22 protein-coding genes are annotated in these 26,430 nt (G+C 73.4%); 11 read left to right on the top strand and 11 right to left on the bottom strand.

Features of this window, described 5'->3' with window-relative positions; all coding sequences use genetic code 11:
• Positions 1-5 precede the first annotated feature (5 nt).
• Entirely contained in the window at positions 6-896 is an 891-nt protein-coding gene (locus WMF19_RS49915; RefSeq protein WP_437896813.1) for an AraC family transcriptional regulator, read from the top strand.
• Here the strand turns inward: WMF19_RS49915 and eutB are convergent.
• From eutB to WMF19_RS49900, 3 genes are all read right to left on the bottom strand, one after another.
• Entirely contained in the window at positions 886-3,087 is a 2,202-nt protein-coding gene (gene eutB, locus WMF19_RS49910; protein WP_437896812.1) for an ethanolamine ammonia-lyase subunit EutB, read from the bottom strand. The two genes, WMF19_RS49915 and eutB, sit on opposite strands and share 11 nt — an antisense overlap.
• A 39-nt stretch (positions 3,088-3,126) precedes the next feature.
• Positions 3,127-4,539, bottom strand: coding sequence for an ethanolamine ammonia-lyase reactivating factor EutA (locus tag WMF19_RS49905; protein ID WP_437896811.1), 1,413 nt, complete (start codon positions 4,537-4,539; stop codon positions 3,127-3,129).
• Between the two features lie 160 nt (positions 4,540-4,699).
• Positions 4,700-5,377 (bottom strand): DUF4336 domain-containing protein, encoded by a 678-nt coding sequence (locus WMF19_RS49900; protein WP_437896810.1) that lies wholly within the window; start codon positions 5,375-5,377, stop codon positions 4,700-4,702.
• Positions 5,378-5,427: 50 nt separating this feature from the next.
• Between WMF19_RS49900 and WMF19_RS49895 the strand changes: the two genes are divergently transcribed.
• On the top strand, positions 5,428-5,925 hold the full coding sequence (locus tag WMF19_RS49895; RefSeq protein ID WP_437896809.1) for a MarR family winged helix-turn-helix transcriptional regulator: 498 nt from the start codon (positions 5,428-5,430) through the stop codon (positions 5,923-5,925).
• Here WMF19_RS49895 and WMF19_RS49890 read toward each other — a convergent pair.
• Complete coding sequence (locus tag WMF19_RS49890) at positions 5,870-6,514, bottom strand: exonuclease domain-containing protein (RefSeq protein WP_437896808.1); 645 nt, start codon at positions 6,512-6,514, stop codon at positions 5,870-5,872. The two genes, WMF19_RS49895 and WMF19_RS49890, sit on opposite strands and share 56 nt — an antisense overlap.
• A gap of 292 nt (positions 6,515-6,806) precedes the next feature.
• On the opposite strand from WMF19_RS49890, the gene WMF19_RS49885 reads away from it, so the two are divergent.
• On the top strand, positions 6,807-7,187 hold the full coding sequence (locus WMF19_RS49885; RefSeq protein ID WP_437896807.1) for a hypothetical protein: 381 nt from the start codon (positions 6,807-6,809) through the stop codon (positions 7,185-7,187).
• A gap of 17 nt (positions 7,188-7,204) precedes the next feature.
• Here WMF19_RS49885 and tam read toward each other — a convergent pair whose 3' ends face one another.
• A complete protein-coding gene (gene tam / locus WMF19_RS49880; RefSeq protein ID WP_437896806.1) occupies positions 7,205-7,975 on the bottom strand; it encodes a trans-aconitate 2-methyltransferase in 771 nt (256 codons plus the stop codon).
• 235 nt (positions 7,976-8,210) lie between these two features.
• Positions 8,211-10,676: a PAS domain S-box protein gene (locus tag WMF19_RS49875; protein WP_437896805.1), complete on the bottom strand. Its 2,466-nt coding sequence runs from the start codon at positions 10,674-10,676 to the stop codon at positions 8,211-8,213.
• 232 nt (positions 10,677-10,908) lie between these two features.
• Here WMF19_RS49875 and WMF19_RS49870 point away from each other — a divergent pair, with 232 nt between their 5' ends.
• Together WMF19_RS49870 and WMF19_RS49865 are read left to right on the top strand one after the other, a co-directional pair.
• Positions 10,909-11,520 carry an NADPH-dependent FMN reductase gene (locus tag WMF19_RS49870; protein ID WP_437896804.1) on the top strand — a complete coding sequence of 204 codons (612 nt, stop codon included), beginning with the start codon at positions 10,909-10,911 and terminating at the stop codon, positions 11,518-11,520.
• Between the two features lie 34 nt (positions 11,521-11,554).
• Positions 11,555-12,973 carry a sigma-54-dependent transcriptional regulator gene (locus WMF19_RS49865; RefSeq protein WP_437896803.1) on the top strand — a complete coding sequence of 473 codons (1,419 nt, stop codon included), beginning with the start codon at positions 11,555-11,557 and terminating at the stop codon, positions 12,971-12,973.
• Here WMF19_RS49865 and WMF19_RS49860 read toward each other — a convergent pair.
• From WMF19_RS49860 to WMF19_RS49845, 4 genes are read right to left on the bottom strand one after another with little or no spacing between them, the layout of a single operon-like run.
• Complete coding sequence (locus WMF19_RS49860; RefSeq protein ID WP_437896802.1) at positions 12,966-14,300, bottom strand: sensor histidine kinase; 1,335 nt, start codon at positions 14,298-14,300, stop codon at positions 12,966-12,968. The two genes, WMF19_RS49865 and WMF19_RS49860, sit on opposite strands and share 8 nt — an antisense overlap.
• A complete protein-coding gene (locus WMF19_RS49855; RefSeq protein ID WP_437896801.1) occupies positions 14,297-15,529 on the bottom strand; it encodes an FtsX-like permease family protein in 1,233 nt (410 codons plus the stop codon). The genes WMF19_RS49860 and WMF19_RS49855 overlap by 4 nt, the downstream gene beginning before the upstream one ends.
• Positions 15,526-16,842: an FtsX-like permease family protein gene (locus tag WMF19_RS49850; RefSeq protein ID WP_437896800.1), complete on the bottom strand. Its 1,317-nt coding sequence runs from the start codon at positions 16,840-16,842 to the stop codon at positions 15,526-15,528. Before WMF19_RS49850 ends, WMF19_RS49855 begins: the two co-directional genes overlap by 4 nt.
• Complete coding sequence (locus WMF19_RS49845; RefSeq protein ID WP_437896799.1) at positions 16,779-17,504, bottom strand: ABC transporter ATP-binding protein; 726 nt, start codon at positions 17,502-17,504, stop codon at positions 16,779-16,781. The genes WMF19_RS49850 and WMF19_RS49845 overlap by 64 nt, the downstream gene beginning before the upstream one ends.
• Before the next feature lie 149 nt (positions 17,505-17,653).
• Here WMF19_RS49845 and WMF19_RS49840 point away from each other — a divergent pair, with 149 nt between their 5' ends.
• From WMF19_RS49840 to WMF19_RS49820, 5 genes are all read left to right on the top strand, one after another.
• Complete coding sequence (locus WMF19_RS49840; RefSeq protein ID WP_437896798.1) at positions 17,654-18,613, top strand: GlxA family transcriptional regulator; 960 nt, start codon at positions 17,654-17,656, stop codon at positions 18,611-18,613.
• Between the two features lie 282 nt (positions 18,614-18,895).
• A complete protein-coding gene (locus WMF19_RS49835; protein WP_437896797.1) occupies positions 18,896-19,612 on the top strand; it encodes a DJ-1/PfpI family protein in 717 nt (238 codons plus the stop codon).
• A gap of 209 nt (positions 19,613-19,821) precedes the next feature.
• On the top strand, positions 19,822-21,741 hold the full coding sequence (locus WMF19_RS49830; protein WP_437896796.1) for an ATP-binding protein: 1,920 nt from the start codon (positions 19,822-19,824) through the stop codon (positions 21,739-21,741).
• Between the two features lie 188 nt (positions 21,742-21,929).
• Entirely contained in the window at positions 21,930-23,306 is a 1,377-nt protein-coding gene (locus WMF19_RS49825) for a hypothetical protein (RefSeq protein WP_437896795.1), read from the top strand.
• 11 nt (positions 23,307-23,317) lie between these two features.
• Positions 23,318-24,628 carry a hypothetical protein gene (locus WMF19_RS49820; RefSeq protein ID WP_437896794.1) on the top strand — a complete coding sequence of 437 codons (1,311 nt, stop codon included), beginning with the start codon at positions 23,318-23,320 and terminating at the stop codon, positions 24,626-24,628.
• A gap of 28 nt (positions 24,629-24,656) precedes the next feature.
• Here the strand turns inward: WMF19_RS49820 and WMF19_RS49815 are convergent, their stop codons facing one another.
• The gene (locus WMF19_RS49815) at positions 24,657-25,559 is read right to left on the bottom strand and encodes a PfkB family carbohydrate kinase (RefSeq protein WP_437896793.1); all 903 of its coding nucleotides are present in this window, start codon (positions 25,557-25,559) and stop codon (positions 24,657-24,659) included.
• Positions 25,560-25,767: 208 nt separating this feature from the next.
• Here WMF19_RS49815 and WMF19_RS49810 point away from each other — a divergent pair, with 208 nt between their 5' ends.
• Entirely contained in the window at positions 25,768-26,427 is a 660-nt protein-coding gene (locus tag WMF19_RS49810; RefSeq protein ID WP_437896792.1) for a siderophore-interacting protein, read from the top strand.
• Positions 26,428-26,430 lie beyond the last annotated feature (3 nt).

The following is a 26,430-nucleotide window of genomic DNA, read 5'->3' as shown; positions in this document are numbered from 1 at the left end:
GCCGCATGAACCTCGCGGCTCTCGCCGAGCTCGCCGCGCGCCAGCTCCCTCGCCCGAACGGCCGCGCTAGCCAGTACGTGCGACCGCTGAAGAACCTCGGCGTCCTCCGGCATCACCAGCCGACCTCGTTCGAAGCCGCTGTCTACGAGCCGGTCATGGGCCTTGTCCTCCAGGGGCGAAAGGAAACGGTGCTGGGAGCCGATTCGTTTCCGATGGGCGTTGGCGAGTGTCTGCTCATCAGCCACGACCTTCCGGTGATCGCGCGCGTCACGAAGGCCCCTTACCTCGTGCTGCTGTTCGATGTCGAGCTGGATACGCTGCGCGACCTGTACGAGGCAATGGCTGACTTGCCCCCTTCCGCCGCGCAGCCTCGCTCGCTCGCGGTCCACACCTGCGATGCAAGGCTCGTCGACGCGCTCCACCGCCATCTCGCGCTCGCGGGCGCGCGGACGGACGCAGCGGTGCTCGGTCCGCTCGTCTCGCGCGAGATCCACTACCGGCTCGCGACGGCGCCGTTTGGCGGCATGCTGCGCGACCTGATCCGCCATGACAGCCACGCCAGCGCGATCGCGCGCGCGATCGCACAGCTGCGGCGTGACTTTCGATCGCCCGTCGAGATTCCCAGGCTCGCGCGCAGCGTGGGGATGAGCGCGTCTTCGTTTCACAAGCACTTCAAGGCGATCACCGCGTCGTCACCGCTCCAGTATCGAAAGAGTCTGCAGCTCCTCGAGGCCCGCCGCCTGTTGCGCGCCGGCACGATCTCGGTCTCCGCGGCGGCGTTCGACGTCGGCTACGAGAGCGCGGCGCAGTTCAGCCGCGATTACACGCGCAAGTTCGGCGCATCGCCGAAGCACGACGTCCCGGCAGCGTCTCTGCCCCGGGGTGCTAGCCGGTGAGCAATGCCTCCAGCCGGTTGCCGGCCGCGCGGTGGGCGAGCACCGCCAGGGCCTTCTCGACGATCACGCCCCCGGCCTCCGCGGCGGGCAGCCCGCCAGCGTGGATGTTGGAGATCACCGTGTATTCGAAGCCGATCATGGGATTGCCGCTGAAGGCGGCGGCCGCCTCCTGGTCCGCGCCGGGCGTGAGGCGATAAGCGAGGTAGGCCGAGAGGCTGCTCGACGCCAGCTCGCCGCTCCCCGGGCGCTCGCCGAGCAGCACGACGACCAGCCGCGCCCCGAGCCGCTCGGCGAGGGCCTCCGCGAGCTTCACCCGGCCGTAACGCGCGAGCAGCGGCTGGCCGACGGTCACGCCGCGCGCCCCCAGGCCGTCCAGCAGGACCGGGAGCAGGTCAGGGATGTTGCGGTGAACGGCCTCGGCGCTCAGGCCGTCCGACACAACGATCTGCACCTCGGCCTCCTCCGGCGCGAGCCGGGCGGCGCTCTCCGGGGAGAGGCGCGCCCCCGCGTCGGCGGAGCCGAGGTGCTCTCCCTTGCTGACCGCCGTCGTGGAGATGAGGCGGAACGCGGCGACGCGGGCCAGCTCGTCCTCGCGCAGCTCGGTGGCGAGCGCCGCCCGCGCGATGGCCTCGTCGCGGCGACCGCGGCGGCTCACCGCGTTGGCCGGGCGCGGACCGGCGGTGGCGAAGCCGTGGGCGGCGGGCGTGGCCGCGAGCAGCTCGGCGAGCTCGGCCTCGTCCGGGCAGAACTGCCGCACATCGCCGAAGCGCGGCCCGCGCGTGATCGCGCCCGCCTCGCCCTCCCCCTCCCCCGCGCGCGCCAGGATGCCCCGCGCGAGGGCCCACTCCAGGAACTCGGCGCCGGGCGCGCGGCCGTGGATTTCCCGCAAGGTCTGCACGTCGTGCCCGCTCGTGTCGAAATAAGCGAGCATGCGATCGGTGTTGAGACAGACATCCATGTAGTAATTGGCGCCCGCCGCGGTGAGGAGCTGCGTCGCCATCTGCTGGCCCTCCAGCGTGACGCGGGCGTGGAGGGTGTAACAAGGGGCCATGCCCATGGGCACGCCGAGGAGCTTGCCCATGAAATGGTCCTGGAGGTTCGCGAGGATCATCTCGCGGTCGTCGAGGTGCGTCTCCGGGCCGATGAACCCGGTGACGTTGTTGAGCATGAACGGGTCCCAGCGGCGGGCGAGGCCATAACAGAGCGACTCGGCCGTGGCCATGTCGATGCCCTCGTGCTTGCCGTACGTGAGCTCGCTGCCCTGGCCGGTCTCGAAATACATGAACTGCTCGGCCTGGCCCGCGAGCGGGCCGCGCGCGGCCATGCGGCGATAGCCCTCGTCGATGAGATCCACGGTGACGTCGAACTCGGTGACACAGCACGACTCGGTGCCGGCCAGGCTCTGAAAGAGGATCTCCACGGGCGCGCCCTGGTCGAGCGCGGCGAGCTGCACCTTGAGGTGCGACAGGCAGCAGATCTGCGTGGGGACGCCGGCCGCGCGGCGCATGCGGTCGAGGTGGCGGAGGATCGCGGCGGTGGTCTCCACCGTGCCGGCCGCGGGGTTGACGCCGAGCAGCGCGTCGCCGGCGCCGATGGAAAGGCCCCAGTAGAGCAGCAGGGTGATGCCCCGGAGATCGTCGGTGGGGTGGTTCGGCTGGAGGCGAGAGGCGAGCGTGCCGGGGGCGCCGAGGAGCGTGCGTGCGCGGGTCGGGCGGCTGATCTTGCGGGCGAGGTACACGAGCTCGTGCACGTCGCAGAGCTTGGCGAGCGCCGCGGCCATGACGCCGGTCAGGGCGCGGCCGAGGCGCGCCACCTCCGGGCCGGACGCGCGGAGCAGGTGGTCCTTGAGCTCGCCGAGGCGCAGCGAGGCGATCCGGGCGAAGGCGTCGCTGTCGATGTCGTAATTGACGCGCATCACCGCGTCGATCTCGCCCCGCGCGTCGGTGAGCGGGTGATCGTGGAGGTGCTCCAGGGTCAGCTCGCCGAGCAGCTCCCGCGCGGCTTCCCGTTCCGCGTCGTCGCTCGCCGCGAGGCCTGCGTGGCGATCGCCGGCCTTGCTGCAGTCGGCGGCGCCGAGGAGCCGCTTCAGGCCGCGGAACGAGCCGCCGGGGCCAGGCAGGCGGGCCGCATAGACGACGTCGGTCCGGGGGCGAGGGACCTCGATCCGATCGAGCGGGGTCGGTTCCTTCACGGCGCGCTCCTCCCTTCACGGAAGGTTCGCCGAGCGACGTCATGGCGTCATCCCGTAGAACGAGACCGGCAAGATCTGATCGCACAGGCGGCCGACCTGGACGAACCGTGCGCCGTGCGCCTTCACCTCGTCGATGACGAGGAGGTCGATCGGCAGCGCGCCCCAGCCGGTCACGTAGCCCCCGAGCGTCTTGCCCGCGTTCTTCGCTGTGAGCAGCACGAGGGGGTGCTCCGGGATCGATCCGGCCCGGCGCAGCGCGCCGGCGATGCGCGCGCCGAGGCGCTTGAGGGTGGCCGCCGAGACGTCGTCGAGGGCGATCTCCAGGCAGCCGCCGCGGGTGCTCCGGCAGAAGAGGTCCACGGCGTGATCGAGCTCGGCGTCGGAAGAGACCGGCGAGAGGCGCGCCAGGATGGGCAGGTCGCGCAGGGGCAAGCGCTCGGGGCGCGGGAGGAACAGCGTCGCGCCGGAGAGCTGGGTGGCGTGGCGCAGCAGGCCGTACGCCGTCGCCCGGCCCATGCTGGCCGGCGTCGCGACCCGCGCGCTCAGCCGAGGTGAAGCGAGGATCGCGCGAGCGAGATCCACGCCGAGATCGCCGTGGTGAGCCGGCTCGGGCAGGGGGCGCCCGGCCAGACCGGCGTAGATCAGCTCGCCAACGCCCCCGGAGAACGTGAGGGTGGGCGCCGCGATCCCCTCTGGCAGCGCGAAGGGCACCTGCACGTGGCGCGCTGCCGCGGGCGCGTCGAGAGCGCCGGCGCGCCCCGTGATCGCCGCCTCGATCAGATCCACGTAGAAGGCGACGACGACCTCGGCCTCGGCCTGCGAGAGCACCTCGCCCGGGCCGCGGCGGAGCCCGAGGTGGTCGAAGGCGGCGCGGGCCTCGGGCGAGAGCGCGCGGAGGCGGCGCGAGCGCGGGTCGAGCGCGACGTGGCGCGCGCCCACGAGGAGGCAGCCGGTGCGCTGGACCTCGCCGGCCACGCCGAGCGCGATGTTCGTGGTGCCGCCGCCGATGTCCAGGTTGACGAGGGGCTCGCCGGGGCGCGCGCGCGACAGGGGAGCGGCGCTGCCCATGAAGGCCACCCAGGACTCGAGGCAAGGGTCCTCGGCGACGGCGAGCAGCGCCTCGCCGACGCGCGCGCGGATCAGCGCCGCGAGCGCGTCGGCGTTGCTCCGGCGCGCGGCGAGGCCGGTGATGATCGCCCCGCCGCCGAAGAGGGCCCCGGGCGCCACGCCCGCCTCGGCGAGCCAGCGATCGAGGAGCGCCGCCGCGGCGTCGAGATCGAGCGCGTCGCCGGCGAAGGGCGTGAGCGCCATCTCCGATCGGTAACGCTCCTCCAGCGCGCCGAGCTCCGCCCGGCCGCTGCCCGCGGCGCGCGTGAGCGTCGCCGAGGCGGCCACGGCGCAGCTCGTGGTGGAGCCGAAATCCAGGCCGAGCAGGGTGACCTGGGCGCCCATCACCGGACGGTCCTGATGTTCATGGCCAGGCCACCGTCCTACCGCACCGGCGCTCGGGGGTCGCTCCACGCCGGGGGGGACGTCAGAGCACCCGCTCGGGCGCCGCTCCACGTCAGGGACGTCAGAGCACCCCCCCGCGCGCCGCTCGACGTCAGGGACGTCAGAGCACCCGCTCGAACGCGCTCTGCAGCGCGGCCCGACCGCCGCGCTCGACGACGTCGCCGTGCGCCACCACGATGCGCTCCGGCTCCCACGCGAGCATCCGCTCCACCGACGCGCGCACCGCCGCGCGATCGCGCATCATCGAGCGTGCGATGCGCGACGGGCCGAACCTCCCGTAGGCGCCATTGAGGCGCATGAAGAGGCGCGTCGGGAGGTGATCGCTCTGCGCGATGTGAAAGCAGAGATCCCAGACGAAGAGCGTCCTGCTCGGCCGGTGGAAGAAGACCGTCTCCTCGAGCTTCGGCATCCCGCCGACCGCCGCCTGGTCGATCTCCGCCGACCAGAGCGGGTCGGGCGCGCCGTCGAGCGCGCCGGTGAACGTCACGTCAGGGCGCTTCTCGCGGAGCCCCCGTGCGCCGTACAGCCGCGCGTCCGGGAACAGCCGCGCCGCCGGCGAAAGGCCGAGGTGGTGCAGCAGGTTCGGCGCCACGATCGCCCGCACCTCGCCGAGCGCGCGGATCTCGTCCGCCTCCCGCTCCACGCTCGGGAGCGGCGAGAAGAGCAGCAGCCCGCCGTCCTCGAGACGCACGACCGGAGATCGCACGGGAAAACGGAGAAACCCCACCTTCAACGTGTCTTCCGCAACCCAGAGGGATTGATCGAGCCGTCGCAGCATGCTCCAATTGGTAAACCTGCTTGACCATTTAGTCAAGCAGATTGACCATTATGAGCCAACACGACCTCGATCCCTGCGACGTCGCCGAGCTCGAGCGGCGCAAGCGCGCGAGCCTCGGGCAGCTCCTGCTCCGCTCGGCGCGGCTGCTCGACGAGCGGGCGGTGGCGCGCGTCGCCCGGCGCGGCGCGCCCGGGGTGCGCCGGGCGCACACGGCGCTCATGCCGTACATCGATCTCGAGGGCACGCGGCTGACGGATCTCGCGGAGCGCGCCGGCGTGACGAAGCAGGCGGTGGGTCAGGTCGTGGAGGAGCTCGAGGCGGCGGGCGTGGTGGAGCGGACGCCCGATCCGGACGACCGGCGGGCGAAGCGGGTGCGGTTCACGCCGCACGGGCTGAAGATGCTGCTCCACGGGCTCGGGGTGCTGCACGAGCTGGAGGAGGAGCTCACGCGAGCCATGGGCCAGAAGCAGATGGCCTCGCTGAAGAAGGGGCTCACCGCGCTGCTCGCGGCGCTGGAAGCGCCGGAGACGCCGCCGGAGGGCCGGTGAGCGCCGGCGCGTCGGGGCTCCCGGGAGCGCCGGCAGGGTGGGGCTCGAGGCCCAGCGCGTGCGGCAGGAGCCGCGCGATGTTGCGCGCGTCGTCGATGGCGCGGTGCTGCGTCCCCTGAAACGAGAGGCCGACCCGGCGCAGGGCCTGCCCCACGCCGAGCTCGCGCTCGGCGCCGAGGCGGCGGGCAAAGGCCCGCTTGAGGTTGAGGTGATCGCCGCCGAAGGGCAGCGCCACCCCGTGGCGGCGGGCGTCGCGCTCGATCTGGCGTTTGTCGTAGCCACCCCAGGAGCAGAAGAGCGCCTGTTTTCCGCGCACCAGCTCTCTCAGCCGCGCCACCGCCGCGGGGAACCGCGGCGCGGCGTCGACGTCGGCCTGGCGGATGCTCGTCAGCCGCATGCAGAACGCCGAGAGGCGCGGGTTTCGGATCGGGCGCACGAAGCACTGCAGCTCCGCGGCGGGCCGCAGGGTGCCGGCATCGACGAGCACGGCGCCGACCTCGATGATCTCCATCTCGTCGCGGGGGAAGGCGGGGTCGTCGCTGCAGGTCGCCTCGAGATCGATGACCAGATAGTGAGTTAGGGAAGACATCGGCGTTCTCCTTGAATTCGTTGCGGGGAGTCTGCGGCCGAGATGGCCCGAGGACCCGGACACGATTCCGGACACGCCGCCCCCACGGGCTCGCTTACGGGCTTTTCCTGGGGGGATGAAGGGCTCTCCGGCGAGGAGCGGGCTTGCCTGCACGCGCGCTGGATCGATCATCGCGCGCTCGAACGGACCATGGTTCAACCACGTAAGTCGCTGCGTCGCTCCACTCGCAGCCGCTCAACCGAGCTCGCAACGAGGGCTTCCCCTGGCGGCGCCGCCGCGATAGGACTGCAGCGTGACACGGACCATCGCACGGTGGATACCCCTCCTCGCAGCGCTCTCCGCCGGGTGCGCCCCGGCGCCGCCCCCCGCAGCCCCGACGGCCGAAGAGGTCACCGCGAAGAAGGCCGCCAGCATGGCGCTCACCGCGCTGCTGAACCGCAAGTTCGACGTCCAGGGCTGCGACGCCTCCGGGGCGCGCGTCGTCCAGGAGGCCGAGGCGCGCGCGGGCACGCCCCAGGGCGAGCGCTGCGCCATCCTCGTCGCGCGCAGGAGCGACCGGACATGGCTCGTCGCCGTCCGCTCCTCGCTCTCGTCAGGCTCCGTCGGAGCGCAGGCGCTCGTGACAGTGCTCCCCGAGGCCGAAGGCGTCGGCGCTATCGAGTACACGCGCTGATCCGCGCGGCGCGGCGCTCACCGCGCCGTGGCGACGAGGAACAACCTCCGGAACGGAAACGGCGTCTTCCCGTCCACCGCCTTCGGATACGCCGCCGCCACCCGCCCGCCGTACTCCTCCAGGAACTCGGCCCGCTCCTGCGCATCGAGCGCCGCGAGCAGCGGCCGCAGCGCCGTCCCCTTGGTCCACTCGACGACCGGATTCGCGCCCTCGAGGACGTGCAGATACTCCGTCTCCCAGATATCGATCCGCGCCGCGTGCGGCGCCAGCATCCCGTAATACGCCGCCGGCGCCGCGACAGGGCTCTCCCTCACCACCGCCGCCAGCTTGTCGCGGAAGCGAGGCAGCCGGCTCGCCTCCACCATCGCCGTGTGCGACGGCGCGCCGTGGTTCCTCGGCATCTGCACCGCCAGCACCCCGCCGGCCGTGAGCCGCCGGAGCAGCGCCGGGAACAGCGCCTGGTGGTCGTCAAGCCAGTGCAGCGCGGCGTTGCTGAAGATCAGCGCCGGCGGCGCGGACGGCGCGAAGCGCGCGATGTCGCCCTCGACGAACCGCGCCCCAGGCAGCGCGGCGCGCGCCTGCGCCAGCATGTCCGGAGAGCTGTCGACCCCGAGGATCCCCCGGCCCGGAAAGCGCTGCGCCACGAGGCGGGTGATGTTGCCGGCCCCGCACCCGAGATCGACGATCTCGCCCGGCGCGGTGAGGTCGACCCGGCCGAGCAGGTCCATCGCAGGACGTGCCCTCTGGTCCTCGAACTTCAGGTACTGCGCAGGATCCCAGTCCGCCATCGCGCCCTCCACGGGTCCAGCGCCGCAGAGCGTGAGCTCTCCGCCGCCGTTTCCTTTCCCTACTTCCAGCAGATCCGGGTGCGCCTGTCGATGCAGAAACCGAGGACGTTCCCGTCCTGCGCATCGTGCACGCGGTGATCAGCCTCCGCCCGGACCTGCGCGCGCCCTTCGTCGAGCAGCTCGGTCCGCGCGGCGGCCGCCTTCGTAAACGCTCCTCCTCAAGCGGCCCCGGCCGCTACCGCTCGCCGCGCGCGATGTGCGCGAGCAGCACGTCGGGAGCGATCGGCTTGACCAGGTGGGCGTCGCACCCGGCCTCCCTCGATCTGCGCAGATCGTCCTGCTGGCCGTAACCGGTGAACGCGATGATCTTCAGCTCCGTCGCGCCCGGCGAGCGCCTCATCCTCCGGGCGACCTCGTAGCCGTCCATCTCCGGAAGGCCGATGTCGAGCAGGACCACGTCGGGCGCGAAGCTGCGCGCCATCTCCAGCGCCGAGGCCCCGTCGTGCGCCAGCCCGATCGCGTGGCCAGCCTGCTCCAGGAGCAGCGCCAGGGCGAACGCGTGGTCGCGGTTGTCGTCCACGACGAGGACCCGCCGCGGGCGCGCGCTCGAAGCGGGCTCGACGGCCTCCCCGGGCTCGGCCGCCGCCTCGACGGCCGGCAGGCGGACCGTGAACTCGCTGCCGCGGCCCTCGCCCTCGCTCGCGGCCGACACCGAGCCCCGGTGCATCTCGACGAGCCGCTTCACGAGCGTGAGCCCGAGCCCGAGCCCGCCGCGCGCGCGGTCGAGCGTCGGGTGCGCCTGCTCGAACAGGCCGAAGATCCGCGGCAGCATCTCTGAGGGGATGCCGACCCCGGTGTCCTTCACCCGGACCACGATCTCCGCCCCCTCCTGGCCCGCGGAGAGCCAGATGCGCCCGCCCTCGGGGGTGTACTTCGCGGCGTTCGTGAGGAGGTTGACGATCACCTGCTCCAGGCGCGCGGTGTCTCCGAACACCGGGAGCGGCCGCGCACCGACGTCGAGCGAGAGCTCGTGCTTCGAGGCGTCGATCAGCGGCGCGGCCGCCGCCACCGCCTGGCGGACGACGTCGCGGAGATCGAGCGGCGCCTGCTGCAGCGTGATCTTGCCGCGCGTGATCCGCGAGACGTCGAGCAGATCGTCGACCATGCGGCCGAGCTGGCACAGCTGCCGCTGCATGACCGACCGCGCCCACGCCCGCCGCGGCTCGGGGACCGAGGGCATCTGCGAGACGCTGAGCGAGAACTGGATGGCCGAGAGCGGGTTCCGGAGCTCGTGCGCCAGCATCGCGAGGAACTCGTCCTTGCGGCGATCGGCCTCGAGGAGCGCCTGCTCGGCCTGCTTGCGCGCGGTGATGTCATGGCAGGAGACGGCCACGCCGTCGCCGACCTTCACGGCCATGTTGCGCACCCACACGCGGCGCCCGCCGGCCGTGAGCTCGACCTCCGTGTCGTGCGGCTCGCCGGTCTCGACGGCGCGCGCGTAGAGCGGGAACATCTCCGCCCGAAGGTCGGGCATCACGTCGAGGAGCCTCCGGCCGACGAGCGCCTCCAGGGGCACGCAGTGGAGCCGCCCGGCCGCCGGGTTCGCGAAATCGAACACGAAATCGACGATCTCGCCCCCGGCGTCGCGCACCGCCCGGAGCACGACGAACGCGTCGAGCGAGAGCTCCTGGGCCGCGCGGAAGCGCTCCTCGATCTGGCGCCGGTCGGTGATGTCGATGTTCATCCCAATCCACTCGCGCACGCGCCCCTCCGCATCGAGCAGCGGCACCGCCCGGGCCTGCGTGCGCCGGTAGCTGCCGTCGGCGGCCCGGATCCGGTACTCGGTCTCGTAGCGCGCCTTCGCCTCGACGGCGCGCGCCCAGCTCTGCAATACCTGCTCCCGGTCGTCCGGGTGAACGACGGCCAGCCACCCGCGGCCGAGCATCTCCTCGGGCCTCTGGCCGGTGACGGAGCACCAGTGCGGCGAGTGCTGCTGCGTGAGCCCCTCCGGCGTCGTCGCCCAGACGACCTCCTCGGTGGCCTCGACGAGGCCGCGGTAACGGTCCTCGCTCCAGCGCCGCGTCTCCTCGGCCTGCTTGTGCTCGGTGATGTCCTTGACCACGCCGATCGTCCGCACCGGCTTGCCGCGCTCGTCCCTGATCACCGCGCCGCGCACCACCGCCCAGCGGACGCGGCCGTCCTTGCGGACGTAGCGCTTCTCGCTGCGCCACTCGAGGTGCCCGCCGTTCAGGGCCTGCACCCAGGTGGCGGTCTCCCGCGGGCGATCGTCAGGGTGCGTGAGGTCGGCGAAGGGGCGATCGAGGAGCTCCGCCTCGGAGTAGCCCGTCAGCTCGCAGAACGCCCGGTTGCACCCCACGATCCGCGCCGTCACCGGATCTCCCATGACGAGGGGCACGCCGGCGAGCTCGAGCGCCTGGAGCAGGTCGCGCACGCTCACGAGGTCCGCGCAGATCCCGCTCGCGCCCAGGCGCGTCCCCCCCGGCCCAGGGCTCCTCCCCTCGGAGAGCGCTGCGCTCGCCGCGCCCTCCAGCTCTTCTTGAGTCGATGTCACCCGCCCCCCGCGACGCCCCCCGAGATCGCCGGCCTGCGTACCGGCCGCCAGGCACGCGGCGTCGCGGGCATCGTAGTGCAACGGCGCGCCCCCCGGCAGCTCGCGGATCGAGCCGGCTCGGCCCTTCACAGCGGCTCCGGCGCGGCGCGCGGCGGCGCCACGTCGAAAGGAATCCCCTCGCACCCCCTCGGAACAGGGCCTGTCGCCACGGCGCCTCTCGCCGGGCGGCGCGGGGCGGAGGGCCCCTTCACCTACCGAACTCCTCGACCCACCGCGCGAGCACGGGGTAGCATTGCGCGCCGCAATCCACCGATCACCGAGGAGCGCCGCGCGATCCGTCGCCGGCCGCACGCAAGACCCTATGAAGCTCGCTGTCATCTCAGGCAGTCACCGCAACGGCTCCGAATCGGGGAAGATCGCCCACCACGTGCAGCAACAGCTGGCGTCGTCGACGGACGTCTCCTCGACATACACGCTCGATCTCGCCGACAACCCGCTTCCGCTCTGGGATCCGGAGGTGTGGCAGCCGTCCGAGAAATGGGAGCGCGTCTGGTCCCCCATCTCCGCCGAGCTCAGAGCGTCCGACGCCTTCGTGATCATCGCGCCGGAGTGGGGCGGAATGGTCCCCGCCGGACTGAAGAACTTCTTCCTCCTCTGCTCCCGGGGCGAGCTCGCGCACAAGCCCGCGCTCATCGTCGGGGTCTCCGCGAGCATGGGCGGCTCCTACCCGATCGCGGAGCTGCGCATGAGCAGCTACAAGAACACGTACCTCTGCTACATCCCGGACCACGTGATCGTGCGCAACGTCCGCAGCCTCCTCAACGACCCGGAGGCGCCGCAATCCCCCGACGACGAGCGCATCCGCGAGCGGCTCCGCTACGCGCTGGGCATCCTCCTCCAGTACGGCAAAGCCCTGCAGCACGTCCGCGCCAGCGGCCTGGTCGATCTGGCCAAATACCCCTACGGGATGTGACGAGCGCCGGCGGCGAACACGCTAGTCTCGCCGGGTGCCGAAGATCCTCGTCATCGACGACCAGCCCGCCGTCTGCGTCGCGCTGACGACGCTGTTCGAGCTGCACGGGCACGAGGTCCGCGTCGCCGCCACGCCCGACGAGGCGATGGCGGCGGTGCTCGGCGACGAGCTCGGCGCCGTGGTCCAGGACATGAACTTCCGGCAGAGCGCCACCTCGGGCGAAGAGGGGATGGAGCTGCTCCGCCGGATCAAGGCCGTCGACCCCGAGCTGCCCGTCGTGGCCATGACGGCGTTCACGTCGATCGCGGGCGCTGTCGAGCTGATCAAGGCCGGGGCGAGCGACTACGTGCCCAAGCCGTGGGACGACCAGAAGCTCGTCGCCACCGTGGGCAACCTCGCGCGGCTGCGGGCGCTCGAGCAGGAGAACGCGCGCCTCCTGGCCCAGCGCGGGCGCGCGCGGCACAGGCTCGCCGAGCGCCACGACCTGGCCGGGCTCGTGTACGCGAGCGACGCGATGCACGAGGTCGTGAGCCTCGCCGTGAAGGTCGCGCCCGCCGACGTGCCCGTCCTCATCACCGGGCCGAACGGGACCGGGAAGGAGCTCCTCGCCTCCATCGTCCAGGCCAACTCGCGGCGGCGGGACCGGCCGTTCGTCAAGGTGAACGCCGGGGCCCTCCCCGACGAGCTCGTCGAGGCGGAGCTGTTCGGCGCCGAGCCAGGCGCGTTCACCGGCGCGACCCGCCTCCGCGCGGGCCGCTTCGAGGAGGCCGACGGCGGCACCCTCTTCCTCGACGAGATCGGCACGCTGTCGCTGAACGGCCAGAAGAAGCTGCTGCGCGTCCTCCAGACCGGCGAGTACCAGCGGCTCGGGAGCAGCGTCACCCGCAAGGCCGACGTGCGCGTGCTGAGCGCGACCAACCGCGATCTCCCGCGGGCCATCGCCGAGGGATCGTTCCGCGAAGACCTGTACTTCAGGCTCAACGTCATCGAATTGACGATCCCCGCGCTGCGCGATCGCCCCGAGGACATCGCGCCGATCGCGAGCCACCTGCTCGATCGCCTCGCCGCGCGCGCGGCGGGCGGCGAGCGCGTGACGCTCGGCCCGCGCGCGCGCCACGCGCTCGTCGAGCACGACTGGCCGGGCAACGTCCGCGAGCTCGAGAACCGGCTCACGCGCGCGGCGCTGGTGCGCAAGGGCGAGACGATCGAGCCGCACGATCTGGGGCTCGACGCGGCCGCGCGCGCCTCGCATGCCCCTGGGGCCGCGCCCGCTGCGCATGCCGCGCACGCCGCGTCCTCCGCGCCCTCCGCCGAGCGCATCGAGATCGAGCGCGCGCTCGTCGAGGCGCGCGGCGTCGTCGCCAAGGCCGCGGCGTCGCTCGGCCTGAGCCGGCAGGGGCTCTACCGGCGCATGGACCGGCTCGGGATCCATATCGAGCGGAAGCTCAAGTAGCGCGCTCGTCCGGCGGCGGCGGCAGGCGGCACTCCGCCTCGGCCCCGCCCCCCTCGCGGCGCCGCAGCGCGAGCGCGCCGCCGTGCGCGGTCGCGATCTCGCGGCAGAGCGCGAGGCCGAGCCCGCGGCCCTGCTGCTTCGTCGAGTAGAAGGGCAGGAGCGCCTTGCCCGGGGCGTCGTCGGGGAGCCCGTGGCCGCGGTCGGCCACCGTGAGCGCGAGCTCGCCGGTCGAGAGCCGCCGCACCGAGACCTCGATCTGGTCGGGCGGGCTCCCGGCCTCGACGGCGTTCTTGAGCAGGTTCAGGAGGAGCTGCTGGATCTGCGCTGGGTCGAAGAAGCCGGGCTCGTCCGGCGCGCCGCCGAGCGTGAAGGGCGCGAGCCCGCGCAGCCGCTCGAGGAAGGGGCGCCACGCGACCCGCTCGGGGGCGGGCGGCGGGAGGCGCGCGAGCTCGGCGTACGCGGCGAGGAAGCGGGCGAGGTGCGCGCTCCGCTCCTCGATGGTGTCGAAGACCACGCCGAGGCGCTCCCGCTGCTCCGGGCGATCGAGCAGGAGGCGGCCCGAGTGGATGAGCGAGGAGATCGGCGCGAGGGAGTTGTTGAGCTCGTGGCTGATCAACCGGATCGCGTTCCTGTGGAGCTCCGCCTCCCGGCGCGAGATCTCGCGCGTAAGCGACCGGACCGAGACGAGGACGTGCGCCTGCGTGTTCAGGCGGAAGGCGCGGCGGGCGACGTACAGCGTCTCGAGCTCGCCCCGGCGCTCGACGGAGACGAGCGCGTCCCTCCCGGCGATCATCGCGGCGCGGAGCTCCTCGGGCTCCCCGGCGAGCAGCGCGGAGAGCGTCCTCTGGCCGATGCGCTCGCCCGCGGCGAAGAGGGCGCGCGCGGCGCCGTTGCCGTACACGATCCGGCCCGCCTCGTCGTGGAGCACCATCGCGACGGGCGTGGCGTCGAGCGCCGTCTCGAGCAGGAGCTCCTTCTGGTAGAGGTCGTCGCGCTGCGCCCGCAGGGCGTCGCCGAGGCGGTTGTGGCGCTCGACGAGGTCCCCGAGCTCGTCCCGGCGGTGGTGCCGGACGCGCTGCGTGTAGTCGCCTTCGGCGAAGCTCGCGAGGCCGTCCATCACCGCGCGGAGCACGCCGAGCGCGCGCCCGAGCAAGAGGCGGGAGGCGAGCGCGCCGGCGACCAGCGCGAGCCCGAGCCCCGCAAGGGCGCACCCGGGCAAGGACACCTGCGCCTGCGCAGCGACCAGGCTCCCGGCGCAGGCGGCGGCGGAGCTCAGGAGCACCACCGCGGCGTGGCGTACCCGGAGCGGCGCGCGGATCGGCCTCATGATCGCGACGCCTCGGCGGGGGAGACGGCGCTCGCGCGGAGCGCGGGCAGGAGCGCCGCCGCCATGCCGGCGAGCCACACGGCCACGGCGACCAGGGCGGCCGCGCGTGGATCCAGCGGCAGGTCGAGCTCGGGGGCGGCCGCGCGCGCCGCGGCCCGGAGCCCGGCGAGGGCGGCGGCGCCCACGGCGAGGCCGGCGGTCGTGAGCAGCGCGTTCTCCACGAGGATGAGGCGCGCCACGTCGGCGCGGGTCGCGCCCAGGGCGCGGCGGATGCCGAGCGCCTGGCGGCGCTCTGACACGAGCAGGGACGCCATCCCGATGCGCCCCAGGAAGACGACGACGAGCATCATCCCGATCAGCGTGAGGGCGAGGGCGCCAGCGCCGCGGTTCGTGTGGCTGTCGAGCTCGGCGCCCTCGTCGAGCGCGCGCACGAGCACGACGCGCCGCGGATCGGCGCGCTCGAGCGCCTCGCGCACCCGTGCGCCGGCGCGGTCGTCGCCGTCGCTGTCCTCACCGTCGCCGCCGTCGGCGCCGTCGTCTCCGTCCGGTTCGATCCGGATCAGGTAGGAGAGCGTGCGGCCGAGCGGCGGCCCCTCGGCCGCGAAGAGCACGCTGTCGGCGTCGGGCCCCAGGGCGGCGCGGAACGGCGGCACGACGCCGACGATGGCGAGCGGCTTCTGCCGGGCGCTCCGGCGCACGATCTGCCCGATGGCGCGGCCGTCCGGGAAGAGGCGCGCCGCGAGCGCCTGCGTGACCACGGCGGGCGTCGACGCCGCGTCCGCGGCGTCCCCGGGGGCGAGCAGGCGCCCTTCGAGCGGGGCCAGGCCGAGGACGGCCGCTACCCCGCCGCGGTCGTCCAGCATCCACGCAAGCGCGCTCGGACCGCCCGGGGAGGTCGCCTCGACGAGCTCCCGGTGGGTGATGTTGAACGGCGCCGAGCTCGCCTCCGCGGCGCCGCGGACGCCGAGGACGCGCGCGAGGGCCTCGGTGTCGCGGCGGACCGCGGCCTCGCGCTCGCCTCGGGACGCGAAGCTCGGGCCGTCGCGCTCCGTCATGGCGAGGAGCAGCGACCGCGTGTCGATGCCGCGCGGCGCGGCGGCCGCGCGGGCGTAGTGGAGGGCGAGCCCCGAGGCGTGGACGGCGACGGCGAAGCCGAAGGCGGTCTCGAGCACCATCAGGAGCGCGGGGATCTTCTGGCGGGCGAGCGCCCTGGCGATGGGGCCGATCACGAGCGCCGGAGCCCCTTGGCCGAGGGTTGCCTCGCCGCGCGCCACGCCGGGTACCCGCCGGCGAGGAGGCCCAGGACGAGCGCGGCAGCGACCGTCGCGGCCGAGCTCCGCGCGTCCAGGTGGTAGTCGATCGGCCGGAGGTGGATGACGCGGTTGACGAGGGCGAGCGCGGCCGCGGCGACGCCGAGGGCGAGCGCGGCGCTGCCGGCGGCCACGAGCATCGCCTCGAGCAGGAGCTCGAGGAAGACGGCGCGGGAGCTCGCCCCGAACGCGCGGTAGATGGCGATCTCGGCGCGCTTCGCGCGGAATTTCCCCTCGAGGAGCCGCGCGGCGTTGAGGGTGCAGGCCCCGAGGAGCACGTCGGCGAGCAGGGCGAAGAGCGTCGTGCCCGGGTCGTCCACGCGGAGCGCGTGCATGCGCTCGCGCGGCACGAGCTCGGCCCCGAGGACGCGCCTGCCCCGCGCGCGCTCGCGGGCCACGTGGGCGTCGAGCTCGGCCTGGAACGCGGCCCGACGGGCCTCGTCGGGGAGCTCGACCAGGAGCTCCAGCCAGCCGTTGTCGGAGGCCGCGAGCGCGTCGAAGCTGCCGCTCGGGTCCTCGCGCTCGTGGATCAGCGGCGGCCGGACGCCGAGCGCGATGCCCACGGCGCTCGGCGCGAAGGCGATCGGGTGAAGCGAGGCGCGCGTGCCGGGAGGGGCCGGGATGGCGACGACGCCGGCGACCCGGAAAGACGCTCCGAACAGCCGCAGCGTGCGCCCGAGGCCGCTCGCCCCGCCGAACAGCGTGCGCTCGGCCGCCTCCGTGAGCACGACCGGGCGATCCTCCCCGGCGCCCTCTGCCGGCGACCAGAGCGCCCCGCTCCGGACCGGAATCCCGAACATCCCGAACAGATCGTGGGCACAGAAGGCCACCACGACCGGAACGAGCGGACCGCCGTCGGCGCTGCCGGCGGCCATGGCGGCGAAGAGGTCGGTCTTGCGCGAGGGATGGGGGCTCCCGAGGAGGATGCGATCGCGCAGGCTCGGGGGATGGATCGCGCCCGGCGCCACGGGCGCGCCGCCCTCGTGCGGGACGGAGACGAGGTAGACCCCGCGCGCGGACGCCAGCGGGTCGGACGTGCTCTCGTGGAGGACCGCGCGCGCCGCCGTCCACACCGCGAGGCCGAGCGTGAACGCCAGCAGCACGATCGCTGTATGGCCCGGCTGCCGCCCGAGGCTCCTCCGGGCCAGCCAGAGCGCGTGGCCGAGCATCATCCGCGGCTCGCCGCCGTCGCCGGCGCCTCCGCGCGCGCGCCGGGGTCCGAGGGCGCCCACGGATCGATGAGCTTGCCGTCGAGCACGTGGACCCTGCGGCGCGCACGCGCCGCGAGCTCGGGGTCGTGCGTTGTCATGACGATCGTCGTGCCGCCTGCGTGGATGCGCTCGAGCAGATCGAGGATCTGCCGCGCCGAGCGGGAGTCGAGGTTGCCGGTGGGCTCGTCGGCCAGGAGGAGCGAGGGCTCGCCGACCAGCGCGCGCGCGATCGCGACGCGCTGCTGCTGGCCGCCCGAGAGCTCGCTGGGCCGGTGGTGGAGCCGCGCGCTCAGGCCGACGTCCTCGAGCGCGCGCAGGGCGCGCTCGCGCCGCGCACGCGCGCCCATGCCGCGGACCCGCAGCGGCACGTCGACGTTGTCGAGCACGTCGAGGTCGGCGATGAGCTGGAAGCTCTGGAACACGAAGCCGATCTTCCGGTTCCGGATCGCGCTCGCGCGCACGTCCGAGAGCCCCTGCATCGGCTCGCCGTCGAGGAGGTACTCGCCCCCGTCGAACGGATCGAGCAACCCGGCGACGTTGAGGAACGTCGTCTTTCCGGAGCCGGAGGGGCCCATCACGGCGAGGAACTCGCCGCGCGCGACGTGCAGCGTGAGCCCGGCGAGCGCGTGGGTCTCGAACAGGCCGCGCCGGTAGACCTTGGTGACGTTCGTCATCCGTATCATGTCGGCCTCTTTGGCAGGAAATGCAGGTACTTTATCTTCACGGCCATGCGCCAGATAGCTACCGTCGTCGCGTGAAGCGGCTCCCTGCATCGAAATCCGCTCCCTGGGCCACGCCGCGCGCGCATCGCCATGGACCGACGCGCAGGGTCGTGGCCGTGGCCTACGACGGCGCGAGCGCCATCGACGTGGTGGGGCCCACCGACGTATTCGCGTTGGCGTCGGACATCGCGAGTATGAAGGTGCCCGGCGCTCCACCCGCCTATGCTGTCGAGATCGCCGCCGTGAACGGCGGCGTGATCCGGACGGTGTCGGGGGCGCAGATCGTCGCCCACAAGGCGCTCGCGGATCTGGCGCCCGGCATCGATACGGTGCTGGTCGCCGGGGGCGAGACCCGTGAAGCGACGCGGGACGCCCGGCTGCTCGCCTGGCTCCGCGCGACGACGCCCGAGGTGCGGCGCATGGGCTCCGTCTGCACGGGCGCCTTCCTCCTCGCCGCCGCGGGGCTGCTCACGGGGCGCCGGGCGGCCACCCACTGGCGTTCCGCGGCCGCGCTCGCGCGCGAGTTTCCCGGCGTCGAGGTCGACCCCGACGCGATCTTCGTGCGGTCCGGGAAGATCTACACGTCGGCGGGCATGACAGCGGGCATCGACCTCGCGCTCTCGATGGTGGAAGAGGATCTCGGATACGACATGGCGCTCCAGGTGGCGCGGGGGCTCGTGGTGTTCCTCAAGCGCCCGGGTGGACAGTCCCAGTTCAGCCGCCCGCTCCTCGCGCAGACGGTCGCCACGGGCCCGCTGCAGGGCGTTGTCGACTGGATCCTCCGGCACCTCGACGCCGATCTGCGCGTCGAGGTGCTGGCGGAGAGGGCCGGGATGAGCCCGCGCAACTTCGCGCGGACGTTCACCCAGGCCATGCGGATGACCCCCGCGAAGTTCGTCGAGGCGGCGCGCCTGGAGCAGGCGCGCTCCTGCCTCGAGGGGGGTCGAGCGTCGATGAAGCAGCTCGCGCGCGACTGCGGCTTCGGCACGGACGAGCGGATGCGGCGCGCGTTCCAGCGCACCCTGCAGGTCACGCCGGAGGACTACCGGAGGCGCTTCGGTCGAACGTGAGCGGACGCGCGGACGCTAGATGCTCGGCCGGGCGCCGTCGACGCTCGCCGAACGCTTCGGGCGCGGCCGCGCGTGACGATGCGCGCCGGGGCCCCGCGCCTGCGTGTCCTGAAAGCAGGGGACGATGTCCTTTCGGCCCCCGCCGGCGTGGCGCACAGTCGGCTCCACGAAGCGCGTTCCGCCGCGCTCGTGAGAGCCAGGCGCGGGGCCGCGTCGAGGCGGAGCTCCGCCATCGAGGCGATCATCGGCAGAGGAAGAGACGAAAGGGTTCAGGGACGAAAGATGACGGACGCTTACGATATCAAGCTGCCAGATCCTCAGCCGCCGCTCCAGGTCGGCATGGTGCTTTATCCAGGGCTCACGGCGCTGGATCTGATCGGTCCTCAAAGCGTGCTGACCGCTCACGCGACGACCTATCTGCTCTGGAAGACGCGCGACCTTGTCATGTCCGACTCGGGGGTTCCCATCCAGCCGACGGCGACCTTCAGCGACTGTCCGGACGATCTGGACATCCTGTTCGTGCCAGGCGGCATGGGCACGCCCGACGCCATGGTGGATCAGGAGATCCTTCGGTTCTTGAAGGATCGAGGCGCCCGCGCCAGGTACGTGACCTCCGTGTGCACGGGATCGCTCGTCCTTGCCGCAGCAGGTTTGATGCAAGGATACAAGGCCACGACGCACTGGTCCACGCGCCACATCCTGGAGGCGTTCGGCGTGGAGTGCGTCCGGGCGCGCGTCGTGGTCGATCGCAACCGGATCTCGGGCGGCGGGGTGACAGCAGGCATCGATTTCGGGCTGACGCTGCTGGCGCTGCTCCGCGGGGATGATGCCGCGAAGCTGACGCAGCTCATGCTGGAATACGACCCCGCCCCGCCCTTCAACGCGGGGGTGCCCGAAGCTGCGGGCCCCGAGCTGACGGAGCGCATCTTGAGCGTCCTCGATCCGTACGATCAGCAGATGCGGAGGATCGTTGCGGAGAGGAGCAGCAGAGCGAGCTGAAGCCGACTGCGCGCGCAGCCGCGATGCCGTGTCGATGCCCCTCGGAGAGCGCATGGATCTGGACAGGCCAGGACTCTCTGAAATTGAGAGACGGTTGCATTCGGTCTGCCCCGGCGCGCTCGCCTGCTCGCGAAGCACCTTGTCCGCCTCGAGGTCGCGCCGCGCCGACGGCGCCGATCGCTCCGGTGCGCTATAGGGTGTCGTCGCGGATGAAGCAGCAGCAGGAGCAGCTGTGGCTCGACGACTTCATCGGAGGGCTCCCCCTCCCCGTCCTCGTGCTGAGCCCGGCTGGGGTCGCGACCCACGAGAACCCGGCGTATCGAGCGAGGTTCGGCCCGAGCGCCGACGAGCGCAGCGAGATCGCGTCCGCGCTGCGGGGCGGGCACTCCTCGGCGCTTCGCGCGGCGCTCGACGGCGTCTCGCGCGCCGTGCCGCTCGGCTCGATCAGCGGCGCGCCGTTCACCGGGCACTATTTCCCGATCCGCGACGCTTCAGGCGCCGTGGCGTTCGTCGGGATCCTGTTCGTCGAGGAGCGCGCCGCTCCGGTGCCGGCCGCTCCAGCGCTGACCTCCGAGGCCCACGACATCCCGGAGGTCGAGCGGAGCCTTCGCCGTATCCTCGATATGATGCCGCAGCTCGTCTGGTCGGCGCGGCCCGACGGTTATCACGATTTCTACAACCGCCGCTGGTACGACTATACCGGCGAGACGCCCGACGCCACGCACGGCGCCGGCTGGAACGACCAGCTGCACCCGGACGATCAGCAGCGCGCCTGGGAGCGGTGGAAGCGCTCCGTCGAGACGGGGGAAGACTACCAGATCGAGTACCGCTTCCGGCGCGCCGACGGCGTATACCGCTGGTTCCTGGGCCGCGCGCTGCCGACGCGCGACGAGGCAGGGCGCATCCTGCGCTGGTTCGGCACCTGCACCGACGTCGACGATCAGAAGCGCCTCGAGCAGCAGCGGGCCGAGGTCCTGGCGCAGGCCGAGGAGACCAGCCGGCTGAAGGACGAGTTCCTCGCGATCGTCTCGCACGAGCTCCGCACGCCCCTGACCGCCATCCTCGGGTGGGCGCGCATGCAGCGCTCGCGGCCGGAGCTCGCGCCCAAGGCGATGGATGTCATCGAGCGCAACGCCGAGGCGCAGGCCAGGCTCATCGAGGAGATCCTCGAGAGCTCACGCATCGTGACCGGGAAGATCCGCCTCTACCCCAGGAACGCGAGCGTGAACGAGCTCGTCCGCACCGCGGTCGACGCCATCCGGCCGGCCGCCGACGCGAAGGCCATCGGCCTCCAGGTCCGGCTCGATCCCGGTGTCGGGGACATCGTCTGCGATCCCGATCGGCTCCAGCAGGTGGTCACGAATCTGCTGGTCAACGCCGTGAAGTTCACGCCGGGCGGCGGGCACGTCGTACTCCAGACGGCGCTCCGCCCAGGCGCCGTCGAGGTGACGGTGACGGATACCGGAAAAGGCATTTCGGCCACCTTTCTTCCGTACGTGTTCGAGCGGTTCCGTCAGGCAGAGGCGGCCACAACGCGGCAGCACGGCGGACTCGGTCTCGGGCTGGCGATCGTCAAATACCTCGTCGAGATCCACGGCGGCACCGTCCGCGCGCGGAGCGACGGCGAGGGGAAAGGGGCGTCCTTCAGCGTGAGTCTGCCGGTGCGGGCCGTGGCCCTGGCGGCGCGAGAGCGCTCCGAGGTCCCGTCCGGGATCGAGCGTCCCTCGGCCGGGACGATCACCCGGCTCGACGGGCTGCGCGTGCTCGTCGTCGACGACGAGCCGGACGCGCGGGAGCTCGTCACCATGGTGCTGCGCGAGGCAGGCGCCCAGGCGGACGAGACGGGCTCGGCCTCGGCCGCGCTGGAGATGATGAGTCGCGCTCGGCCCGATGTGCTCGTCAGCGACATCGCCATGCCGAAGCAGGATGGCTACGCCCTCCTTCGCGAGCTCCGATCCCGCACACCGGACCTCGGTGGCTGCGTGCCGGCGCTGGCGCTCACCGCGTTCGCCCGGCCCGAGGACATCGTTCAGGCCCGCGACGCCGGGTTCCAGCTCCACCTCGCCAAGCCGGTCCAGCCGGGTGAGCTCGTGGCGGCGGTCCATCGGCTCGCGCGCAAAGGCGCCTGATACGAACCAGGCGTGGAGGACGAGACACCCTCCTCGTCCCCGCAGGAAATCGGCGCCGGACCGCGGGCGCACGACACCTGTCCGCCTCCGCCGCGGACACCTGTCCGGACGCGGACACGCGCCCTCGCGCGCCGCCCGCCGATTGCGGCCAATCCCTTTCGGGCATGCCCGCTGCTTGGGCGCCCCGCATGCGTCTTCTCATCTACTTCGTTTTGCCCTCCGCCACGGCGCTCCTCCTCGGCTGTTCCCCCGAGGCGTCGCCGGGCGCGAGCACACCGACATTCCACAGGGACATCGAGCCGCTGCTCCAGAAGAGCTGCCTCGGCTGCCACGCGCAGGACGGCACCGCGCCGGTGAGCCTGGCCTCGTACGAGAGCGCGAAGGCGCTCGCGCCGGTCATCGCCGACGAGACCGAGGCGCGGCGGATGCCGCCGTGGGGCGCGCTGCCGACCGACGAGTGCGCGCCCCCTCGCCCGTTCCGGGGGGACCTGCACCTCTCCCTCGACGAGATCGCCCTGCTCCGCGCCTGGAGCGACGCCGGCGCGCCCGAGGGGGATCCCGCGGACGCCCCGGCCCCCTACACCCCCGTCGCGGCGGGCCTGTCGCGAACGGACCTCGAGCTCTCGCCCAGAGCCCCCTTCGCCGCTGCGGAGGGCTCCGACAGCTTCCGCTGCTTCGTCCTCGATCCGGGGCTCACGGAGCAGGCGTGGGTCCAGGGCTACGACGTGCTGCCGGGGAACCGCGCCGTCGTGCACCACGCGCTGCTCTTCATCGACGTGAACCGCGAGAGCGAGGCGCTCGGCGGCGAGAGCGGCAGCTACGAGTGCTTCGGCGACGCGCGCCTCTCCGAGCCGTCGCTGCTCGGCGCCTGGGCGCCCGGCACGCAGGCGTTCGAGCTGCCGCCGGACATCGGCATCTCGGTGCCGGCGAACGCGCTGCTCGTGATGCAGGTCCACTATCACCCGAAGCCCGGCGAGAAGCCCTCGCCCGACGCGACCCGGGTCGCGCTCCGCCTCATGGACGAGAAGCCGAGCCGCGCGCTCTCGCACCTGATGCTCGGCAACGCCGAGGCGCCATTCCTGGACGGCACCGGGCTCCTGCCCGGGCCGGGCGACCGCGGGAGCGTCGAGTTCCGGATCCCGGCCGGCGCCCGCGGGCACGTGGAGCGGATGCGGTACACCATCGACTTCCCGATCCCCGAGATCTCGATCTACGGCGCCAGCGTCCACATGCACCGGGCCGGCGTCGACCTCAAGGTCGACCAGCTCCGCGCCGAGCCGCGGGGCGATGAGGCCGACCGCGAGTGCCTCGTCCAGACGCCCGCGTGGGACTACAACTGGCAGCGGCTCTACAGCTACGACGCGCCGATCGACGAGCTGCCGACGCTGCGGTCGGGCGACACGATCGAGCTCCGCTGCACGTACGACAACTCCACGGAGAACCCGGCGCTCGCGGCGCAGCTCATCGAGGAGCGCCTGCCCGCGCCGCAGGACATCGTCCTCGGCGAGTCGACGCTCGACGAGATGTGCGTGGCGTTCCTGCCTGTCGTCCACCCGAACCTCTGATGGAGACGCCGATGCCTTCGAACCATTGTCACGCACTGTTCGGTCTCGGCGCGCTTTTGCTCGCCGCGTGCTCTTCACCGCCGAGCGCCGCGCCGCCGGGGCGCACGGAGCCGCACGAGGACCTCTGCCCGGAAGGCTTCGCCGATTGCGACGGCGTCAGCGACAACGGCTGCGAGGCCGCCCTGCTCACGAGCGTCGAGAGCTGCGGCGCGTGCGGCGCGCGCTGCGCGGGCGGCGACGGCGCGACGGCGCTCTGCTCCGCGGGCGCCTGCACCCTCGCGTGCGACGCCGGGCGAGCCGACTGCGACGGCGACGGCAGCAACGGCTGCGAGGTCCTCGTCGCGGAGGATCCGCGCCATTGCGGGGCCTGCGGCGTGACCTGCGCCGACGCGTGCTGGAACGGCACCTGCGACGCCGCCGTGCTCGTCGGCGAGCTCCGGCTGCCCACGTTCCTCAGGATGGACGCGACCGGGCTCTACTGGACGAACCAGGGCTCGGGCGACCCGCCGGACGGCAGCGTCATGCGGCTCGATCCGGGCGGCGGGACGCCGGCAGCGCTGGCGGCCGAGCAGGAGCTCCCGGGCCCGCTCGCGCTCGACGAGGCCACTGTGTACTTCGCGCACGCGCGCGGCCTCGCGGCCGTCCCGAAGGCCGGCGGCGAGGTGACCGAGCTCGCGCCCGACGCCCGCGGCGTCACGGCGCTCGCGGTCGACCAGGGCGCGCTCTACTGGGTCGAGGCGGGGACGCCGCCGGCGTTCGAGGACGGCGGGCTGTTCATGCTGCCGCTCGGCGCCGAGCCAGGCGCGGCGAAGGTGATGCTCGCGGCCATCCCGGGCGCCGCGAGCGGGGTGGCGCTCGACGCCGGCCACGTGTACGTGACCGCGCAGCGCGCCGACGCGGCCGGCGGCGCGATCTTCCGGGTGGCGCGCGACGCGGCGCCGCCGAGCGCGCCGGAGCGGCTGCACGAGGCGCTGGTCGCCCCGCGCGGGCTCGAGGCGCGCGGCGGCGCCCTCTGGCTCATCGAGGGGCGCGGCATCGCCACGTTCTCGCCCGGAGGCCCGCTGCGCAGGGTCGTCCAGGATCTGCCGCAGATCCCCGCGCAGCTCGCGTTCGACGACGCGCGCGTCTTCTGGACGACCGCGCGGGAGGCCGACGGCCAGGTGCAGAGCGCGCGGCTCGACGGGAGCGATCTCGCGACGCACGCGCGCAACCTGAGCTACCCGTGGGGCATCGCCGTCGACGGGACGAACGTCTACTTCAACCTCGCGTGGAACGGCGGGCCCGCGACGGGGGCGCTGGTGCGCGGGCCGAAGGGCCCGTGACCGCGCTCTCCGCCGGGGGAGCCCGGCCTCAACGCCGGCCGACCTTCGCGCTCGCCGCGGCGTGACCGCGCTGGATCGCGCGGGCCCAGAGATCGGGGCGCTCCGGCCCGTGGTCGCCGGCGCGGGCGATCTCGGCGCAGATCGCGGCCGTGAACGCGTCGCCCGCGCCCGCCGCGCGGGCCTGGGCCACGACGGGCGGGGCGAACGCGATCTCGCCGAAGGGGCCGGCGGCGCGGGCTGCGCCTGCGCCCTGGGTGAGCACCAGGGTCGCGCTCGGCCGCATGGCGGCGCGCACCTGGGCGTCGTCGAGCCCCAGCCCGGCGAGGTCCGCCGCGCTGCACCGCACCACGTCGGCCTCGCGCAGCAGGGCGTGGAGCACGCGCGGGTCGCGCCCGGCCCAGAGGCGCCATCGCGCGTTGAGGTCGACGACGACGACGGTGCCCGTGCGGCGCGCGGCCCGCGCGGCGCGGCAGAGCGCGGCGATGGGCGCGAGCGCCGGAGAGATCCCCGAGAGCAGCAGCACCGGCGCCGCCCACCCCTCGGGCACCGAGAGGGGCAGATCGTCCTCTGCGCGGTGGGCGACCATGTGCCGCGCCCCGCCGGTGTCCTCCAGCACGATGAGCCCCTGGCGGGCCGGGATCAGCGCCACACCCGCGACGTCGACGCCGACCGCCGCGACCCGCGCCAGGAGCGCCCGGCCCGGGGCGTTGTCGCCGAGCGCCGCCGCGAGCCCGACGCGGAGCCCGCTCCGCGCGAGCGCGACCGCGGCGTTCACCGCCCCGCCGCTTGGCCGGAACCGCAGCGAGGCCCCGCCCGGAGGCGCGAGGTCCCAGAGGGCCTCACCGGCGCAGATGACGTCCAGGGTCACCACCCGCGACGGCGCGACCCGCGCCGCCGTGGACCGCCCAGCGCTCGCAAGATTGGATGCCATGGGGTTCCCCATCTTACACCACGGGGACCGCGGCAGCGCGCCGGCTGCGCCGCTGGCCGTCGGCACCCTCATGGGAGGGAGGGGCGCCTCGCCTTGCGACTCCTTCCGCACCGTCAATGTGTCGAGCTGCAGGGCTTTCGCCCTCCGGTCCTCCGGACTTCACGGTTCTTCACGCACCGGCGCGGTCGCCCTGACTACGCTGACCCGCATGGCATCCGGAAAAGGTCGCTTGCTCGGGCTCCTCGGCGGGCTGGTGCTGACCGAGGCGAAGGTGCGGGCCGTGGACGCGCCCCACCCGCTCTACCGGCACGTGGTGCTCGAGGGCGAGGGGCTGCGCACGGGCAGCTGGCAGCCCGGCGACAAGATCCAGGTGCTCCTCCCCTCGAACGACGTGCGGACGTACACCCCGATCGACTGGGCGGAGGGTCGGACCACGCTGCTCCTCCACGCGCACGGGAGCGCGCCGGGCGCGCGGTGGACGGAGGCCGTCCGCCCCGGCGACGTCGTGCGGTTCGTCGGCCCGCAACGCTCCCTCCGTCTGGGAGGCGTGGGCCTCCTGACCGGCGACGAGACATCGCTCGGCGTGGCGGCCTCGGCGCGCCGCCTCGGCGCCCACGCCGTGCTTCGGGTGGCGAACGTCCCCGCGGCGGAGGCGGCGGCGCGATCGCTCGACGTCTCCGTGGACCTTGCGGGCTCCGACGAGGAGGCCGCCGCATTGCTCCGCGAGCGCGCGGCGGGCGTCGCCACGGCGGTGGCCTGCGGCGGGGGCGCGTGGGTCCAGCGGGCCCGGGAGGTGCTCCGGGCGGCCGGGGTGCGGGAGGTGCGCGCCAAGGCCTACTGGATCGCGGGGAAGACCGGGATCGACTGACCC

This window comes from Sorangium sp. So ce124 (assembly GCF_051525235.1).
In the GTDB taxonomy this organism is placed as follows: Bacteria; Myxococcota_A; Polyangia; order Polyangiales; family Polyangiaceae; genus Sorangium; species Sorangium atrum.
This window is presented reverse-complemented; position numbering and strand designations above follow the sequence as displayed.